Source organism: Longicatena sp. 210702-DFI.1.196 (assembly GCF_020563125.1).
GTDB classification, from domain to species: Bacteria; Bacillota_I; Bacilli_A; order Erysipelotrichales; family Erysipelotrichaceae; genus Longicatena; species Longicatena caecimuris.
Window position 1 is genome coordinate 41,863 of the sequence record NZ_JAJCPX010000014.1, and the last position, 17,639, is coordinate 59,501.

The 17,639-nt window shown below is 35.9% G+C and carries 19 protein-coding genes; 2 read left to right on the forward strand and 17 right to left on the reverse strand.

Translation table 11 applies throughout. The features are described from left to right. Window positions 1-27: 27 nt before the first annotated feature. Complete coding sequence (gene purC, locus LI241_RS07705) at window positions 28-735, reverse strand: phosphoribosylaminoimidazolesuccinocarboxamide synthase (RefSeq protein ID WP_008688478.1); 708 nt, start codon at window positions 733-735, stop codon at window positions 28-30. A 229-nt stretch (window positions 736-964) separates the two neighbouring features. Then, entirely contained in the window at window positions 965-1,648 is a 684-nt protein-coding gene (locus tag LI241_RS07710; protein WP_008688476.1) for a phosphoribosylaminoimidazolesuccinocarboxamide synthase, read from the reverse strand. Between the two features lie 278 nt (window positions 1,649-1,926). Here LI241_RS07710 and LI241_RS07715 point away from each other — a divergent pair, with 278 nt between their 5' ends. Next, window positions 1,927-3,240: a Mur ligase family protein gene (locus tag LI241_RS07715; RefSeq protein WP_008688474.1), complete on the forward strand. Its 1,314-nt coding sequence runs from the start codon at window positions 1,927-1,929 to the stop codon at window positions 3,238-3,240. Further along, window positions 3,237-3,977, forward strand: coding sequence for a type 1 glutamine amidotransferase (locus LI241_RS07720; RefSeq protein ID WP_008688473.1), 741 nt, complete (start codon window positions 3,237-3,239; stop codon window positions 3,975-3,977). The genes LI241_RS07715 and LI241_RS07720 overlap by 4 nt, the downstream gene beginning before the upstream one ends. Window positions 3,978-4,981: 1,004 nt before the next feature. Here LI241_RS07720 and LI241_RS07725 read toward each other — a convergent pair. The 15 genes from LI241_RS07725 to LI241_RS07795 all read right to left on the reverse strand — a co-directional run bounded on the left by LI241_RS07725 (window position 4,982) and on the right by LI241_RS07795 (window position 17,511). After that, window positions 4,982-5,266, reverse strand: coding sequence for an HU family DNA-binding protein (locus LI241_RS07725; RefSeq protein WP_008688472.1), 285 nt, complete (start codon window positions 5,264-5,266; stop codon window positions 4,982-4,984). 99 nt (window positions 5,267-5,365) lie between these two features. Beyond that, entirely contained in the window at window positions 5,366-6,844 is a 1,479-nt protein-coding gene (gene spoIVA, locus LI241_RS07730; protein ID WP_008688471.1) for a stage IV sporulation protein A, read from the reverse strand. A 98-nt stretch (window positions 6,845-6,942) separates the two neighbouring features. Further along, entirely contained in the window at window positions 6,943-7,128 is a 186-nt protein-coding gene (locus LI241_RS07735; RefSeq protein WP_008688470.1) for a bacterioferritin-associated ferredoxin, read from the reverse strand. Window positions 7,129-7,190: 62 nt separating this feature from the next. Continuing rightward, window positions 7,191-8,783 carry a peptide chain release factor 3 gene (locus LI241_RS07740; RefSeq protein ID WP_008688469.1) on the reverse strand — a complete coding sequence of 531 codons (1,593 nt, stop codon included), beginning with the start codon at window positions 8,781-8,783 and terminating at the stop codon, window positions 7,191-7,193. A 99-nt stretch (window positions 8,784-8,882) separates the two neighbouring features. Continuing rightward, window positions 8,883-9,872 (reverse strand): NAD(P)H-dependent glycerol-3-phosphate dehydrogenase, encoded by a 990-nt coding sequence (locus tag LI241_RS07745; protein WP_008688468.1) that lies wholly within the window; start codon window positions 9,870-9,872, stop codon window positions 8,883-8,885. Window positions 9,873-9,876: 4 nt separating this feature from the next. Continuing rightward, window positions 9,877-11,187 carry a ribosome biogenesis GTPase Der gene (gene der / locus LI241_RS07750; protein ID WP_026006721.1) on the reverse strand — a complete coding sequence of 437 codons (1,311 nt, stop codon included), beginning with the start codon at window positions 11,185-11,187 and terminating at the stop codon, window positions 9,877-9,879. A 38-nt stretch (window positions 11,188-11,225) separates the two neighbouring features. Then, complete coding sequence (cmk, locus tag LI241_RS07755; RefSeq protein ID WP_008688466.1) at window positions 11,226-11,882, reverse strand: (d)CMP kinase; 657 nt, start codon at window positions 11,880-11,882, stop codon at window positions 11,226-11,228. Beyond that, a complete protein-coding gene (locus LI241_RS07760; protein WP_008688465.1) occupies window positions 11,879-12,817 on the reverse strand; it encodes a hypothetical protein in 939 nt (312 codons plus the stop codon). Before LI241_RS07760 ends, cmk begins: the two co-directional genes overlap by 4 nt. Before the next feature lie 118 nt (window positions 12,818-12,935). Beyond that, complete coding sequence (efp, locus tag LI241_RS07765) at window positions 12,936-13,496, reverse strand: elongation factor P (protein ID WP_008688463.1); 561 nt, start codon at window positions 13,494-13,496, stop codon at window positions 12,936-12,938. A 441-nt stretch (window positions 13,497-13,937) separates the two neighbouring features. Next, window positions 13,938-14,390: a hypothetical protein gene (locus LI241_RS07770; RefSeq protein ID WP_008688459.1), complete on the reverse strand. Its 453-nt coding sequence runs from the start codon at window positions 14,388-14,390 to the stop codon at window positions 13,938-13,940. Further along, the gene (locus LI241_RS07775; protein ID WP_008688457.1) at window positions 14,359-14,751 is read right to left on the reverse strand and encodes a prepilin-type N-terminal cleavage/methylation domain-containing protein; all 393 of its coding nucleotides are present in this window, start codon (window positions 14,749-14,751) and stop codon (window positions 14,359-14,361) included. The genes LI241_RS07770 and LI241_RS07775 overlap by 32 nt, the downstream gene beginning before the upstream one ends. 143 nt (window positions 14,752-14,894) lie before the next feature. Next, window positions 14,895-15,278 (reverse strand): prepilin-type N-terminal cleavage/methylation domain-containing protein, encoded by a 384-nt coding sequence (locus LI241_RS07780; protein WP_008688455.1) that lies wholly within the window; start codon window positions 15,276-15,278, stop codon window positions 14,895-14,897. Next, complete coding sequence (gene comGC, locus LI241_RS07785) at window positions 15,268-15,567, reverse strand: competence type IV pilus major pilin ComGC (protein ID WP_008688453.1); 300 nt, start codon at window positions 15,565-15,567, stop codon at window positions 15,268-15,270. The genes LI241_RS07780 and comGC overlap by 11 nt, the downstream gene beginning before the upstream one ends. 14 nt (window positions 15,568-15,581) lie before the next feature. Then, on the reverse strand, window positions 15,582-16,508 hold the full coding sequence (locus LI241_RS07790) for a hypothetical protein (RefSeq protein ID WP_008688451.1): 927 nt from the start codon (window positions 16,506-16,508) through the stop codon (window positions 15,582-15,584). A 13-nt stretch (window positions 16,509-16,521) separates the two neighbouring features. Then, window positions 16,522-17,511, reverse strand: coding sequence for an ATPase, T2SS/T4P/T4SS family (locus tag LI241_RS07795; protein WP_008688449.1), 990 nt, complete (start codon window positions 17,509-17,511; stop codon window positions 16,522-16,524). Window positions 17,512-17,639 lie beyond the last annotated feature (128 nt).

The window sequence follows — 17,639 nt, forward strand, 5'->3', positions numbered from 1 at the left end:
TTTCCATTTATCTATTTAAGTAATTTTTTAAGCGATATACAGACGTTTACATACTTCCTGATAGGCATCTTCCACATTTCCTAAATCACGGCGGAAACGGTCCTTATCTAAATGTTCATGGCTATCCATATCCCATAATCTGCATGTATCTGGGGAAATTTCATCCGCTAACACAATAGTATCATGAAATTTACCAAATTCTATTTTAAAATCAATCAATTCGATATCGGCTTTCGCAAAGATATCCTTTAATGTGTTGTTGATTTTAAATGCCATATCGGTAATGGTATCGATTTCTTCACGTGTTGCAATACCAATAGCAATCGCCATATAGCTGTTGATCATGGGATCACCAAGTTCATCATTTTTATAACTGAATTCTAAGATCGGGCTCTTGATTTTTGTGCCTTCTTCCAAGCCTAAACGCTTCGCAAAACTACCAGCCACCTTATTGCGCACGATAACTTCCAAAGGGATGATATCCACTTTTTTCACCAAAGTCTTGCGATCATCTAATTCCTTGATCAGATGGGTTGGAATTCCTTGCTGTTCCAACTTCTGAAACAAAAAATTTGATATGCGATTATTCATGCTGCCTTTTCCTTGAATCGTACCTTTTTTTAAACCATTAAATGCTGTTGCATCATCTTTGTAATCCACGATAACAGCATCAGCATCTTCTGTGGTAAAAACTTTCTTTGCTTTTCCTTCGTAAAGTAATGTGCACTCTTTCATTGTTGTTCATTTCCTTTCCATATACAGATATCTCATAAATAAATATCTTTTCTATAGCATATATCGAACATGAATACCTATGTAAACCAAGCAAAAAAATGTATTGCTTTTTTTACCTTACAATTATAGGGCAGGGGATTTTTCATGTCAATCTTTCTTGTGCTGATATTGTAATGTAACCGTTTAAAAAAGCATTCTCACACTTATTACATGAGAATGCTTCATTGCATTATTTACCTAAAATAATTGATGTCAGATCAACTGGATCAACGATTTTACCATCTTTGTAAACACGCATGTTTCCGGATGCAATTTCATCAATCAGAATCACTTCATCATTGTTGTAGCCAAATTCAAACTTGATATCATACAGATCAAGACCTTTTTTCTTCAAGTCTGCAGCTACAATTTCCGTAATTTTTAAAGTCTGTTCTTTCATGCTTGCGAACATTTCTTCGCTCATGATTCCTAAAGCAGCCAGACCTTCACTGGTAATCAGCGGATCACCTTTGGCATCATCTTTCAATGTTGTTTCTACATATCCGCCAGGAAGAGGTGTTCCATCTTCAATATAATCACCATAACGGCGAATGAAACTACCGGTTGCTACCAGACGGCAGATAACTTCCAAGCCTTTACCAAATACGGTAGCAGGCAGAACTTCCATCGTTGCATCTTCTACATTAGCACTTACGTAATGTGTTTTGATGCCAGCATCTTTTAAGATTTCAAAGAAGTGGATTGAAGTTTCCAGATTTGCTTTACCAATACCTTCGATTGTTAAGCCAACTGCATTTTCGCCTGGATCAAAAACGCCATCTTTTCCAGTACAGTCATCTTTAAACTTCAACAATACGTTACCGTTGTCTAATTTGTAAACATCTTTTGTTTTACCTACGTAGATTTTTTCCATAGTGTCCTCCATATTCCTTAATGACGAAATTATTATAGCATTTCTCAGCATAATTACCACTTAAATTTTACAATTTCTTCAATTTTTTAATTTTTTTTTGCTCTTTTATCGAAAATATTCTTATTTTTAAAAGGCTTTCACATAATTTCTAAGGGCAGTTATATAATAAAAGAAGAAATCCCATAAATTCTATGAAGAACGTAGCGTTTTTAAGCATTTCAAGGTATAATAAGGAAGTGAATTTTACAATACACTTCTAGCAATCAAGGAGGAATTATATGAAGTATCTCGCAATACTGCTGAATAAGCTTGCATCCTTTCTGCTAAGTTTGGTTCATCGCGGAGGTTCTCTGCCAGGACAATTGGCATTGAAGGTTGATGCTAACATCTTAAAAGAGCTGAAAATCTCATGTCCCATCATTTTAGTAACAGGAACCAATGGTAAGACATCTACAAGCAATCTAATCGCTTCCATGTTTGAAACGGCTCATAAACAAGTGGTTACCAATCGTAAAGGTGATAATATGCGTGCCGGTATTACGACTTGTTTATTGAAAGCGGCAAGTCTAACTGGTGTAGTACCTGCCGATTATATCGTATTAGAGGTTGACGAATTAAATATCCCTTATATTATTAAAAGTCTGCCTGTCACCGCATTAGTGGTAACTAATTTCTTCCGTGATCAATTGGATAGGGCAAGGGAGATGGAGCAATTAATCCAAAAGGTAGAAGAAGCGATCCATGATTTTGATGGTACCTTGATCTTGAATGCCAATGATCCCAATGTTGTTCGTTTAAAAGATGCTGCTGTGCAAGCAGATGCACGATACTTTGCCATGGAGCGATGTGAGGAAAGCAAAGCCGTTAACAAAGAAGCAAGTGAAGGTAAATTCTGTCCACGTTGCGGTGGTAAGCTGATTTATGACTTTTACCAGTATTCTCATATCGGTGAATACCATTGTGAGAATAAGGACTACGAAACACCTGCTACAGATGTCAAAGGTAGCGTGAAAAGCATTCGTGATCGCCAATTCATCTGGAAAGATATGGAATTTCATGCACCACAAGGTGGTTTATATACTATGTACAATTGTATGGCTGTTTTATGCGTGGCAGATTTCTTCCACATTGATATGCAGTATGCAGCTAAAACGTTTGAAACCATGGATGTTCCTGATGGCCGTAATGAAGAATTTAACTTTAATGGTCAAAAATGTGTATTGAATCTTGTGAAAAATCCTACAGGTGCCAATGAAGTCATGAAAGTCATAGAAGAAGATCAGGATGATAAAACAGTTTTACTGGTATTAAATGATCATGCGCAGGATGGCACTGATGTATCCTGGATTTATGATACATTCTTTGAAAAATTAGTAAACGAAAAAACCGTTCATATCATCTGCAGCGGTACACGTTGTTACGATATGGCATTAAGATTAAAATATGCAGGTTATAAAGAACGCATTGAAGTGGAAGAAAACCTGGAAAAGGCAGTCGCAAGTCTAAAGAATGCAGATACCACTATGTATGCCATTGCTACGTATACGGCCTTGCAGCCGGTTCGCAAGCTGCTAAGGAGGAATGAAAAATGAAATTAAAGGTATGCTGGATGTATCACGATATCATGGATCTTTATGGAGATAAAGGTAATATGATGGTACTTACGAAACGTTGTAAAGATCGCGGTATCGATATTGAGATTGACACCTGTGCCATTGGTGAAAAGAAAGATTTAAGCAAATTTCATCTGATGTTTCTAGGTGGGGGAGCAGATAAAGAACAGCATATGCTGATTGATGATTTACTTGCCCGTAAAAGTAACATTCAAAAAGCTATGGATAACAATACTTTCATTTTCCTTGTATGTGGTGGATATCAGTTATTTGGTCAGTATTATATCGATGCCAATAATGAAAAAATTGAAGGTTTGAAATTCTTCGATTATTATACCGAAAGTGGCGATAATGGAAAACGTTGTATTGGCAATATAGCTATTCAGTGTAATTTAGATGGTGAAGAATTCATGGCAGTCGGCTTTGAAAACCATGGTGGGCAAACGAGAAATGTAGCAAGCCCATTTGGCAAAGTCATAGCTGGCTATGGAAACAATTTTGAAGATAAAATAGAAGGTTTCTATAATGGAAAGGTGCTCGGTACATATATGCATGGCCCTTTATTTCCTAAAAACCCAAAAATTGCTGATTTTGTGATTTATAAAAGCTTAACAAAAGAATATCCGGATTTGAAGTTTTCAGACCTATTGCCATTGGATGATTCTTTAGAAAATAAAGCGAAAAACCAAATGCTAAAGCGACTACACGCTATTTAAGAGCATTTGATCAGGGTGATGAATATCATCCTTTTTTTATTACAATATTTATTTGTTAAATATTTCACATATTATACAGGGTACAAGAGGTGAGAATGATAATAAGATAAATTATATGTATTATAAAATGGACTATTGAAATATGATGTGTTCTTTGAAAGAATTATAGCGGGATGCAATAAATAAATTATAAACTTGGCATTGAATTTATGTATTAATATATTGTTTGACAAATAAATTGCAGATAATGAATTTATCATGTATATACTATGATGTAGTTTAAAACACCTAGTCACATGTAGGAATAATGCTATGAATCGTCTTAATAAACACACATAAAGCACACATAGCAATCAGAGGTAGTATACTATCCGATTATATGCATCAAGCAAAGCATAGATACGTTTAGCATGCTTTCGTAGCAAATTAGAGCGTGCTTAAAATAAAGAATATAAGAAGAAAGTCATTTGAAGCAAGATACATGAAATAGATAATGTAATATATAATAAGAAATGCTACTTATTACTATCGTAGTTAATAGCTATTTACTTAGTAAAAATATAATATAAGAAAGTAATGTGTAAAGAATCAACAAACGAAATGTTGGAAGAAATAATATCATATGAAGTGTGTATATAGTAATAATTAAGAGCTAAGTATTACCATTTACTTTATAAACCTTATATTTTTATATTATTTAACAACATAATACACATTATGCGAAGTAATATGTATAGCTCAAGATACCTGCATTCTTTTTAATTACTACTACACATCTCTATTAGGATAAGTATAATTAGAATAATATTCAAGGAATAAACAAAAAACGAATTCGTAATACTTATAATCGCTTATGCTTATTATAAGAGCACAGGTAGTACACAAAACAATTTTATAAGTTAAAAGTAATATAAGTAACTATAACATGAATCAACTAACCTACTCTATTGTGAAATAAAAAGGGGTATTCTATTGATAAAGAACATCCCTTTTATTAAACATTGTTATTTTACAGCATCCTTCAGAGCTTTAGCAGCTTTAAATTTAGGAGCTTTTGATGCAGCGATTGGTAATGGTTCTTTTGTAGCAGGATTGATACCCATACGAGCTGGACGCTCAGCTACTTCGAATTTACCGAATCCAGATAAATCAACTTTTCCGCCGTCTGCCAGTGTTTTTGTAATTTCTTCAAATACTGTATCAACAGCAACTGTTGCATCTTTTTTTGTCATTTCCAGCTTTTCAGCTACGACTTCAACCAATGCTTTTTTATTTAAGATTTCACTCATGTCTAATTACCTCCAACATAGATATATGATACCATTTGAAGGCTTTTTTTTCAATATATTTCGTTAATTATTCAAATAAAGTTATGACTAATTATATCGTTATAACACGATAGCAATCACATTTCCTTTTCCTTTATTAACGAGTTTTGTCAAGATATCTTGAAGTCTAGCTCTTGCTGCTTCCGGTATCATTGAAAGTTTTGCATTCAATCCATCGCGAATTAGATCGGAAAGCTTTCTACCAAAAATATCACTATCCCAGATAGTTTCATCATTCTTACCTTCATCACGAAGTAAATAGCGAATTAGCTCCTCACTTTGTTCCTTTGAACCAATGATTGGCTCAAAAGTGCTTTCAACATCCACTTTGATCATATGGATGCTTGGAGCGACAGCTTTTAGCTTCACACCATAGCGGCTCCCCTGCTTAACAATTTCTGGTTTACTTAAAGCGATATCCTGTAAGGATGCACTAGCAAAACCATATCCTGTTTGTTTAACCATTTTCAGGGCACTGCTTACAGCATCATATTCCCTTTTTGCTTTACTATAGTCTTGCATTAGGGATATAAGCTCCGCTTTATCTTTAATATCCTTACCAATAATCTCTTTTAGTATTTCATTGTACAAACCAGATTTTATAGTGATATCAACATTCACTATTCCCTGCCCAGTATCAATGGTCGCAATATTGCTTGATTCAATATTATCATTCGTATCTAATATGTCCGTGATACTCTCTACTTCACGTAGCTTTTCGACACTGGACATGCTTTCTTCTATGGTATCCTGAAAACTTTTTTTCAACCAATGTTCATCATTCAATACAGCAATCCATTGCGGCATATTTATATTAATTTCCGATACAGGAAATTCATAAAGAGCTTCTCTTAAAATATACTGAATGTCCGCTTCACTCATATGATTCACAGCAACGGCTAATACTGGAACTTGATATTTCTCTTGTAGTTTTTCAACAACAGCTTTACATGTTGGAGAAGCTGTGTCTACACTATTTACAATAACAATAAATGGCTTTCCAATAGCTTGCAGTTCCTCAATGACTTCAGCCTCTGCTTCTATATAAGCCTCTCTGGATAAATCGGATATCGTTCCATCTGTTGTAATTACAATGCCAATGGTAGAATGATCTTGAATTACTTTTTGCGTTCCTGTCTTAGCAGCTTCGTTAAACGGTACTGGTTCATCATTCCATGGTGTTCTTACCATACGAATGCCATCTTCATCCTTATATCCTTTTGCTTCTGGTATAACATAGCCAACACAGTCGACAAGACGTACATTAACCGTAAAACCATCATCAAATTCAATTGTAGCGGCATTGTTTGGAACGAATTTTGGCTCTGTGGTCATGATCGTCTTTCCAACACCAGCTTGTGGCAGTTCATCGATCATTCGGGCTTTTTCATATTCATCATGTACGTATGGAATGACGGCTTTTTCCATAAATTCTTTGATAAACGTTGATTTACCAACGCGTACAGGACCGACGATTCCTAAGTATATATCACCACCGCATCGCTGAGCTATATTTTTTAAAATCTCTGTGGTATCCATAGTTTGTCCTCCCTTAGTCATTCTAAACTTATGATAAAGACACTGGGTTTATGCCTAATCAAAGAAAGAACATTGAAAAAGAACCTATTGAAAGGTTCTTAATGTAGTTGAGCCAATAACTCCATAACACATTGTTCTAAATCTTCATTACATACACCGCAAACGGTTCCTGCACCCGTCTTATCTTGTACTTCTTGAACTGTTCTAGCACCTTCATCAATGGCCTGGCGTATATCTTTTACAGATACGCTCATACAGGTACAAATAATATCTTCATCCTTCATGATAATTACCTCCTGTAGTTATTATTGTGCGAACAATAGAAAAAATACCTTTTCAGGTATTTTTATTCCATATTGCCAAATTCACTTAGCGATAGCGATTTATTTTGTTCCGTTGCCCATTTTATTCCCCAATTATTCATGAATAGTAAAAGATTTTTACCTTTCAGATCTTTTAGTCGTTTTGTATCACTCGTAAGATTTAACGTATGTGGATCTAATGTTTGATCATCAATCCAGCGAACACACTGATAAGGAAGAATCTCTAATTTAATCTCAACATTATATTCACTTTGTAAACGTTGTTCTAATACATCAAATTGTAGAACACCAACACCGCCTACGATGATTTCTTCCATCCCGGTATCGATTTGTTGGAACACTTGAATTGCGCCTTCTTGTGCAATTTGCGTAATGCCTTTTGTGAATTGCTTACGTTTCATTGTATCTTTTTGCGTAACACGAGCAAAGTGTTCTGGAGCGAAAGTTGGGATTTTTTTAAACTCAAATTTATAAGATGCATCACAAAGAGTATCACCGATAGCGAAGATACCTGGATCAAAGACACCAATCACATCACCAGCATATGCCTCTTCTACAATTTCGCGGTCTTGTGCCATGAATTGCTGTGGTTGTGCAAGACGGATTTTTTTACCTTGTTGGACATGCAAGACTTCCATTCCCTTTTCAAATTTACCACTACAAATACGCATAAATGCAATACGATCACGATGTGCTTTATTCATATTTGCTTGGATCTTAAATACAAATGCTGAAAAATGTTCATCAAAAGGATCAATTTCGCCTACACTGGCTTCTCTTGGTAAAGGACTGGTGGTCATATTTAAAAAGTGTGATAAGAAAGGTTCAACACCAAAGTTAGTCAAGGCGCTTCCAAAAAATACGGGAGTCAATTCACCTTTTGCAATCGCTGCTTCATCAAATTCAGTACTGGCGATATCTAGCAATTCACTATCTTCACGTAACTGTTCAAAAAAATGATCACCAAGAATGCTGCGGAAGGTATCATCTTCAAGAGACCCTTCTGTTACTTCAGCAGCTTTCATTCCATGATCGCCGCCATGAAACGCGATAATTCTTTTATGATCACGTTCATATACACCTTTGAATTCTTTGCCAGAACCAATTGGCCAATTCATTGCATAAGTAGAAATGCCTAATTCGGCTTCGATATGCTCTAATAGCTTAAATGGATCCATTGCCGCCCTATCCATCTTGTTAATAAAGGTAAAAATAGGGATTTTACGTAACAAGCAAACCTTGAATAATTTTTTTGTCTGTGCCTCAACACCTTTTGAAGCATCAATAACCATAACAGCAGAATCAGCTGCCATTAAGGTACGATATGTATCTTCAGAGAAATCCTGATGGCCTGGCGTATCTAGAATATTAATACAGAAATCATTATATTCAAACTGTAAAACAGAACTTGTTACAGAAATACCTCTTTGTTTTTCTATTTCCATCCAGTCAGAGACTGCATGTTTATTTGCTTTTTTTCCTTTTACACTTCCGGCTTGTAAGATAGCACCACCATATAATAATAATTTTTCAGTCAGTGTGGTCTTACCAGCATCCGGATGAGAAATGATTGCGAAGGTTCTTCGCCGCTTTATTTCATTGACATAATCTGCCATATTATTTCCTCCTGACTACAATGCGTTACTTATTATAGCATGATTTTGAAAAGAAAATCCACAGATGATGAAAAAAAAGGCAGTTTTCATAAACCACCTTTACATTTCCTCTTTTAAATCACGTAGCATAAGCTCTTGTGCGCTATCTTTCGGTTTTTTACCTTCATATAGCACCTTATATATCTCATTAATAATCGGCATCTCAATGCCGCGTTTCTGGGCTACTTCATGAACAACTTTTGCAGTACGCACACCTTCTACTGTCTTTTTATTGTTTTTCCAAAAATAATCAGCTGAATTATGGATACCTATTTCATAACCGGCTTGAAAGTTACGAGAGTGTTTACTTGTACAAGTAACTATTAAATCTCCTATTCCCGTAAGTCCCATGAAAGTTTCTTGTTTACCGCCCATGGCCACACCATAGCGGATCATCTCTGTCAGTCCTCTGGTAATCAAAGCGGCTTTTGTATTATCGCCATAACCGACACCACTTAACACACCACTTGCTACTGCGATGGCGTTCTTTAAAGCAACGCCAATTTCACTGCCGATTTCATCGTGGCCACGGTAAACACGCAAATAGTCATTTGAAAATAGTTTTTGGATGCAAATAGCATCTTCTTTATTTTGTGATACTGCACAAATAGTTGTCAACATTCGCAAGACAACTTCTTCGGCATGACTAGGCCCAATTAAGGATACAACGCTTGATAAATGTGTCATAGCATGACGAATCACCTCTGACATACGCTCATTTGTTTCTGGATGAAATCCTTTTGCTGTATTTACGATGATAACAGATTTCTCTAATAAAGTATCAATCTTACGACACATTTCCTCAACCGCAATCGTAGGTACACTGAGAACGATTACATCTGCGTCCTTAACAATCGTCAAATCCGTTGTTGCATGCAAATTGGGATGCAAAACGACACCAGGAAAAAAACGACTGTTTTGATGATGCAGTTCAACATCCTCCACTTCATTTTTATTTTTGCCCCATAAAGTCACATGAACTTTATTATCACATAATACTTGTGCTAATGCAGTTCCCCAGCTACCGCTGCCGATAACTACACACTTCATATGATCACCTGTTTCTTTCTCTTGCTAAGATACGTAATGTTGTTCCTTGAAAGCCAAAGGCTTCACGTAAGCTATTTTCTAGGAAACGTTTATAGCTAAAATGCAGTAATTCTGGATCATTTACGAATAAAACAATCGTTGGCGGTGCTACAGCCACCTGCGACGCATAATAAATTTTCAAGCGTTTCCCTTTATGGGTCGGTGGTGGAGTCATTAATTGTGCATCCATTAAAACTTCATTTAACACATTTGTTTGTATGCGTAAAACGGAAGCATCATGTACATCGTCAATCATCGGCAGAATTGTCTGGATGCGTTGTTTTTTTAATGCAGAGACAAACAGAATTGGTGCATAGGATAAGTATTGAAACTGTGTCCGTATTTCTTTCTCAATACGATTCATCGTTTTTTCATCTTTTTCTACAGCATCCCATTTATTATATACGATGATAACCCCTTTTCCCGCTTCATGTGCAAAGCCAGCAACATGTTTGTCTTGATCACGAATTCCACTTTCTCCATCAATGACAACTAACACCACATCGCTTCGTTCTATAGCGCTCATGGCACGCAATACGGAATATTTTTCAATATTCTCATACACCTTGCCGCGTTTACGAATACCTGCAGTATCGATTACTACATATTCCTTACCTTCACGTTTAAAAGGTGTATCGATTGCATCTCTTGTTGTCCCTTCAATATTGGATACGATAACACGTTCTTGATTTAAAAGAGCATTTACCAACGAACTCTTTCCAACATTTGGTCGTCCAATGACGCAGAAACGCGTCATTCCATCATAATCCTTCTGTATCTTATCTGGGAAGCTGTTTACAATTGCATCTAAGATATCACCAATTCCAATGCCATGTGCACCAGAAACTGCGATTGGATCACTGAGCCCTAAATTGTAAAACTCATAGATGCTGTCACTTTGGGCAAAATCATCTACTTTATTTACTGCAAGGATAACTTTTTTTTGTGAACGCTGTAATAGACGTGCAATATATTCATCATCGTTGGTAATACCTTCTTTTCCATTGACAACAAATAAAATCGTATCTGCTTCATCTATGGCAATTTCTACTTGCATATTAATCTCTTCACGAAACGGTTGATCGGCTAGTTGTATACCGCCAGTATCAATTACCCGAAATTCTTTTGTCAACCATTCTGCTTTACCATATATTCTATCACGTGTAACACCTGGTGTGTCCTCTACTATACTTTTTCTTTCACCAATTATTCGATTAAAAATCGTGGATTTTCCGACGTTCGGTCGTCCCACGATCGCTACGATACCACTAATCATATGCATGTTTGACCATCACAGTCAAACGCCACCTCCATTCACAGTTTTTCTTTCATCAGCTTATGTATTGCTGAAACAACTTCTTCAATCGTCATATCGGAAGTATCAAGTTCAATAGCATCTTTCGCTTTGCAAAGCGGTGATGTTTTGCGATTCATATCTTGATAATCACGTTGTTCAATATCTTTGAATATCACATCGTAATCTGCCTCAATATGCTTTTCTAAATATTCTTTGTAACGACGTTTTGCGCGTGCATTCACACTTGCTACCATATAGATTTTTAATTCGGCATCCGGCAATACGATGGTTCCTATATCACGCCCATCCATGATATATCCCTTATCCTTTGCCATTTCCTGTTGCAATCTTACAAGGTGTTTTCGTACTTTAGGAAATGCTGAAACTTTACTTGCTACCATTGAAATTTCATTTTGACGTATTTCTTTAGATACATCTTGATCATTGATATAAACATTGCCATCCGCATCAAAACTAATCTGCATATATTCCATCATATGCACTAACGCTTCTTCATCATCGATATTAATTTTTTGCTGTAATGCATAATAGCCGACACAGCGATACATCGCTCCTGTATCTAGATGAGCATAGCCTAATTCTTTGGCTAGGATTTTCGCAATTGTACTTTTGCCGGCAGCACTAGGTCCATCAATTGCAATATTTATTTTCATAAATTAAAACCTCCAGCTTTCCAAATGGAATATCCAATAAATCCTATAACAACTAATAAAACAAGAATAAGAAAACATAAAACAAAGTTTAATAACTTATTCGTTTTCTCGACTCCATCACTTAAATCTGTTAATTCTTCTTCATATTCATCCATCTGAACACGTAACTGCTGTGTTTCTTCGATGAGTTTCTTATGATAGGTGTTATCTGGCTGTACATCGTCAATCTCCTGTACATCCTCTTCTTCAACATCTTCATAAACAGGAGTTATAATTTTTTTAACTGGTTCTGTAATTATCTGCTGCGTTTGCGAAACATCAGGTATTGCTTCATCATTCGTTTCCTCAATTTCAAGGGCTTCTTCCTCCTGAATATCAGAGATTAGTGTTTCCATCGTCTCCGTAGTTTCAGGCGGAGCAACTGTTTCTTGCACATCTTCTGCTATTGAATCTTCGCGTAATAAATTTTTCACTTCTTGTGCAATTTCTTCTTTGCTTAATACAGTTTTCGGACTTTCCTGGACCATTTCTGGCACTTCATCTTTTATTTCTTGTATGTAGCGTGTACGTTTGGCCCGATTGGCGGCATTTAATTGATATAAAATATCAACTTCGGTATCTTCACTTTCACGATTGCCTTTGCGAATATTATAATCACGAACCTCTTTGATGAAATCATCAAGATACTCATTAGTAAAAGTATCATTCAGATTTTCCTTGTTTGTTTCTGCCTGATCGTCAAATGCTTTTGCTCGTTTCGGCGTTTCCTCTTCTTCTTTGATCTCCACTTTTTTGAAAACAGAGGAATCAAAAGACTTCAATAAGTTTTCAGAAGCTGCAAGTGATTCATCCTGAACGGTAGCATCTATATTATTATCCATTTCGATAGATTTTCTTAGATCTTCATATTTTTTGACCCGTGATAATTTTTCCATACGAGTTACCTCCCAATCTAACTTTTATTATATCAAAAATATAGGGTCTTGAATACTTTTATTGGGAAGTTTTTGTGAAGATTCACAAAAAGAAAAGCCGCATCACGCAGCTTTTTCCTTATTTTGCACGTCCTGAGTATTTACCGTCTGCTGTTGAAACAAGGATCATTTCATCTTGTGAAATGAATAATGGAACTTTAATTTCCAATCCTGATTCCAATACGGCATTTTTGCTTGCCGATGTAGCAGTATCACCTTTTACTGCTGGTTCACATTCAACAACCTGCAGAGCTACTTTATCTGGTAAAATAACACCGAGAATTTCTCCTTCAAACATAGAAATATTCACGTTATCATTTGGTTTCATAAAATTTAATTCCCATTTCAAATGTTCCTTAGGAATCTCAATTTGTTCATAAGTTTCATTGTCCATGAAAACCAAAGCATCCTCTGCATCATACAAATACTGCATTTCTTTCTTTTCGATGTGTGCAGGCGTAATCTTATCTCCTCCACCCCAAGACAATTCAACATTTGCACCTGTTCTCAGGTTTCTTACTTTCGCTTTTACAACCATAGCACTACGTGCAGTTTTATTCTGACTCTGTTCCAGCACAACAAAAATTTCACCGTCCTGCTGTATTGTCATACCAGGTTTTAAATCATTAGAACTGATCATAATCTTTTCACCTTTCCTTACTTATCCTATTCTATTTTAATGTATTTATCGTATTTGTCAATTTTTTTTATACAAAAACACCGATTACATAAGACTTTTAAAGCGAATATCATCAATATAGACAAGTAAGGATATGAAGCTCATCAGATATAGATAAGCATACGTGTGCAAACTCATCGAGATATTAAGAAAACTTAGAAGAGCAGCCGAAACAATCGTAAAAAGCAAAGTGCATAAAAAATCCTTAGCTTCTAACGCTTTACAATTTGCTGTTTTGTAAACACCTTTTAAAAGAAAGAGGTAAATAAGAAACCAAGGAAGTAAAACAAAAAACCGTGTATTGATAAACATTAAAACATCACCTAATAACAGAAATAAAACAAAACAAATCATACTACATAGCACATTCATCATTATCACCTAGCATCAGTTTACCCTTTTCTAGGTTTCATATGCAAAAGATACAATGCTATGACATTGTTCATCTAAATAAATGTGCATAGTTTCATTGAGACAATCTCCATTTACATATACATCTGTATCTTCCCAACGAAATTGTAATGTACAATTTGCATATGTTTTGTAAAAATAGTAAGGCTTGTTTTCCACTTCCTTATCGTCTTCCTTTGTCGAATGCGATGTATCCTGTTTCTCTTCCTTCCTTTCTATCACCTCCTTATCATGTTCATTATTGACATACTCATTCTTTAACTGTTTTTGTACGGTATGTAGAATAAACACATCCATAAGATCTTCTGATTTTCGAAGTTGGGTATACGTAACCAAACGCATCGTAAATAAAGAAATACACAATAAGATGGAAGAAAGCACCCATAAGCCATATAAACTGGCAAATCCATGATCATTTGCAGCCAAGTATGACATCTTTTTCATAATGGCCTCGTTTTAAGAGCAGATGCAGACAGCTATTATCTTCATAGAAAACAGCATTGTCAACATGTTCTAAATATATTTCGTAACCGGGTGTCTTCACAATTCGCATACGATCATAAAACAACTGAATTTCCTCATCCCCTCGTTGCAAAATCACTTTTTGATTTTGCATAAGATACTCACTAGACATAGCAGTGATTTGACGCAATTGATGGATTGCTATACAATCATCAGTGAAGCGCTCATCTCTTAACAATTGTTTAACGATTGATAGACAAGGTGGTAACAATGCAATAGCAAAGGAAATGATCAAAAGGGCTAAGAGCATTTCAATTAAAGTAAAACCATGATTATTTTGCATAGATTTCCCTTACCTTTTCATTATTTAGCTCTTGATCACTGGCATACCAAGAAGTAACCGTCATACAGCAATTGATCAATAGCAAACAACAAAGCGAGCAAAGCAATAGTAAGATCAAGGCGTCCATCAACAAAAATCCTTTTTTATCGTACGTCAATAGCGCCGCTGCCGAGTTGCAACACGATGGTTTTTTTCTTATTTTGTAGCGAGCAAGTGATTGTTTGGGCTTGTGAAATGGTTCCTTGTTTAGTGTAATGAAACGCTTTTCCCTCACAGTACATATTGTCATATACAAAAAACTCCTCTCCCGCTTGTACACCATCTGTTTGAAATTGGATGTACATGCTTTTTTTAGTAAACATGGCCTTCATCTGTGCTTGTAATAAAAAGGAATGAAGCTTTTCCGTTTCACAAGTGAATACCAATTGCCGCGATGGCTTTAAAAATGGAAAAATAGCCATGATAAGCAGTAAAATACTTATTGTTACTAACATTTCTACTAAGGTAAAGCCTTTCTCATTTTGCATAAGCTTGTCCATTGGAAAGATAGATCGTATCTCCATTAGGGCAACGCTTTTGTGTGCTTTTTAAATATCCCTTTTGAATCAATGAATCCACACTTGTCGGCGTTGTCAAATTATCTACTTCGTACAATAAGATCTGTGCATTTACAACTTCTATTAAGGCTTCACATCCTTTTTTGCGAATGATTTTTTCCTTTTGTTGAATATTCGGCAATGTCAATAAAAAGACAAGAGCAATGATGGAAAGAACGATCATCATCTCTAAGATCGTAAAGCCTTTTTCGTTTTTCATAATGTAAATCCTCCTTATATCGTTTCCAGCATTTGCAAAGGCAACATTAAAATTTGAAAGACTAAGATGACAAGCACAGCGACAAATCCATAGGCAATTCCTTGTAAGAGATAACTACATTTCTTAAGCAAATGATTCCAATACTGTTCTTGTTGTATCAGATAAAGCTGCATAGGTTTATCACTTTCTTGTGTCAACATACGCATTTGTAAACAACGATATAGCTGTTTAGATAGTAACCTCTCTGTTTCCAAAACATGTAAGAATGCTTCTCCTTGTTCTAATCGTTTTTGCATACGTTTTGCCATTTCACACATCCATGAAATCGGAACTTCTTGCAAGAACTGAAGTGCATGCATCGTCGCGATTCCACATGTATCTAATTCCTTTATATATCCAGCAAATAGATAGGAACAGTAGCAACGGATCACTTCGCTTTTTTTTGCTGCAGTGTATAGAAATCGGCCACGAATCTTAGCATGTGAAGCTAAATATAAAAAAGCAAGCAAAGCCATGATTACACATATGAAAAAGCCCATACTGCATATTTGTAAAATATGTAACAGTATTTGCGTAAGGGAGAATGCTTCCTCCATCGCAAAGCTTTCTAACATTTGGGGTATGATGGCACTTGTGAAAAGTTGTAGCATTGCAAAAGAAAGAAAGAGGATAAGCATAGGATAGGCACTTTGTCGCAGGAATTTTTTCTTAAGCCCTTCCTCAAAGTCTGTCATACGTAAAGCCTCTTCCATAGCAACAGGAAGTGAACTCATACGATAAAAAAAAGTAAAATGACGAATCCAGGGGCGATTATCTTCTTGCAAAATTGTAGAGAATTCTTCCCCTGCTTGCAGTTTATCATTTAGCCATGTAACGTCCCCTGGTAAAAAAGCTATTGCATCCTGTAATGAACACCCACTTTTTAAAAGTTCCATTAACATAGTAAATGATTCTTTATCGAAAGAGAAAGTCTTCTTGCGCTTCTTCTTGAATCGTACCTGCCCGAATTGCGCTCGCAATTTGCATTTCCATATTTTCATGCGTTGAAGGCAGTTCACCTTGCTTGAAATAAGTGATAATTTCATTCTGATCCAATACTTCATAGATACAAACCCTTCCTTTCCCTTTTCGTCGATGAAACAAACGCTGCGATGTTATACCTGTCAATGTCTGCCGCAAATCTTCTTTGCTCAAACCAAATTCATGCAAGCGATAGATCACCTCCAGACAACTTTTTGCATGAACACTTGTAAAAATCAGATGACCGCTCAATGCGCTACGCATCAGCATCCGGGCGCTCATCGGATCTCGTATTTCGCCAATCATTATGACATCCGGATCATGTCTAAGCAGTTCCTTAATCCCTTCTTCATAAGAAAAATGATGTTGTTCATTAATTTGAAGTTGCAGATAAGAGTCATCGACAATTTCAATAGGATCTTCTAAAGAAACAACGCGTTGTTTTCCACCTTTTGCAATATATTGCATCATGGCATGCAGAGTTGTTGTCTTGCCGCTACCAGTTGGCCCACTTAATACGATCAAACCGTTTCTAGCCTGACACCATGAGTGAAAAATCTGTTGTTGTTTTTTATCATCACTCAAAGTTTCCAGACAAATGCCTGTATGATTATTCAATATGCGAAGCACAGCCGTCTGCTTTTGCAACGTGGATAACAATGCAAAGCGAAATTGCAGGCATTCCCCTTGAAATTCATACTGAAAATTTCCACTTTGCGCCGTCTGTCCTAACCCAAGATCTAAATGCGCTATATATTTCAAGTAGTTAAACAAGCTCTTATCAGCCGCAGCACTATATATTGGCAAGACACCATCTTCACAGCGCATAGTAACTGATAATCCTTGTGTTGTACTAACAAAATGAATGTCTGTCGCTTGTTTTTGCAGCGCTATATGCAATATAGCATCCAGTTTCTCTTTCAACCCTATCGCCTCCTCACCTTTATATACGTTTTAAAATTAGAAAAAACGTAATTTCCATGAATTTTCTTCTTTTTTTATTAACCAATTGATAAAATAAAAAAAACAGTCAAATTGACTGTTCACATAGC

What these genes read in the sequence shown, in the direction of transcription:
- spoIVA (WP_008688471.1), bottom strand. Translation starts at nt 6,844, where the DNA reads ATGGATACCACAGAGATTTTAAAAAATATAGCTCAGCGATGCGGTGGT.
- LI241_RS07745 (WP_008688468.1), bottom strand. Translation starts at nt 9,872, where the DNA reads ATGAAGTGTGTAGTTATCGGCAGCGGTAGCTGGGGAACTGCATTAGCA.
- LI241_RS07760 (WP_008688465.1), bottom strand. Translation starts at nt 12,817, where the DNA reads ATGGAAAAATTATCACGGGTCAAAAAATATGAAGATCTAAGAAAATCT.
- LI241_RS07725 (WP_008688472.1), bottom strand. Translation starts at nt 5,266, where the DNA reads ATGAGTGAAATCTTAAATAAAAAAGCATTGGTTGAAGTCGTAGCTGAA.
- LI241_RS07720 (WP_008688473.1), top strand. Translation starts at nt 3,237, where the DNA reads ATGAAATTAAAGGTATGCTGGATGTATCACGATATCATGGATCTTTAT.
- LI241_RS07775 (WP_008688457.1), bottom strand. Translation starts at nt 14,751, where the DNA reads ATGCAAAATAATCATGGTTTTACTTTAATTGAAATGCTCTTAGCCCTT.
- der (WP_026006721.1), bottom strand. Translation starts at nt 11,187, where the DNA reads ATGATTAGTGGTATCGTAGCGATCGTGGGACGACCGAACGTCGGAAAA.
- LI241_RS07735 (WP_008688470.1), bottom strand. Translation starts at nt 7,128, where the DNA reads ATGAAGGATGAAGATATTATTTGTACCTGTATGAGCGTATCTGTAAAA.
- LI241_RS07790 (WP_008688451.1), bottom strand. Translation starts at nt 16,508, where the DNA reads ATGTTAATGGAACTTTTAAAAAGTGGGTGTTCATTACAGGATGCAATA.
- LI241_RS07770 (WP_008688459.1), bottom strand. Translation starts at nt 14,390, where the DNA reads ATGAAAAAGATGTCATACTTGGCTGCAAATGATCATGGATTTGCCAGT.
- comGC (WP_008688453.1), bottom strand. Translation starts at nt 15,567, where the DNA reads ATGAAAAACGAAAAAGGCTTTACGATCTTAGAGATGATGATCGTTCTT.
- LI241_RS07715 (WP_008688474.1), top strand. Translation starts at nt 1,927, where the DNA reads ATGAAGTATCTCGCAATACTGCTGAATAAGCTTGCATCCTTTCTGCTA.
- LI241_RS07780 (WP_008688455.1), bottom strand. Translation starts at nt 15,278, where the DNA reads ATGCAAAATGAGAAAGGCTTTACCTTAGTAGAAATGTTAGTAACAATA.
- LI241_RS07710 (WP_008688476.1), bottom strand. Translation starts at nt 1,648, where the DNA reads ATGGAAAAAATCTACGTAGGTAAAACAAAAGATGTTTACAAATTAGAC.
- purC (WP_008688478.1), bottom strand. Translation starts at nt 735, where the DNA reads ATGAAAGAGTGCACATTACTTTACGAAGGAAAAGCAAAGAAAGTTTTT.
- cmk (WP_008688466.1), bottom strand. Translation starts at nt 11,882, where the DNA reads ATGAAAATAAATATTGCAATTGATGGACCTAGTGCTGCCGGCAAAAGT.
- LI241_RS07740 (WP_008688469.1), bottom strand. Translation starts at nt 8,783, where the DNA reads ATGGCAGATTATGTCAATGAAATAAAGCGGCGAAGAACCTTCGCAATC.
- efp (WP_008688463.1), bottom strand. Translation starts at nt 13,496, where the DNA reads ATGATCAGTTCTAATGATTTAAAACCTGGTATGACAATACAGCAGGAC.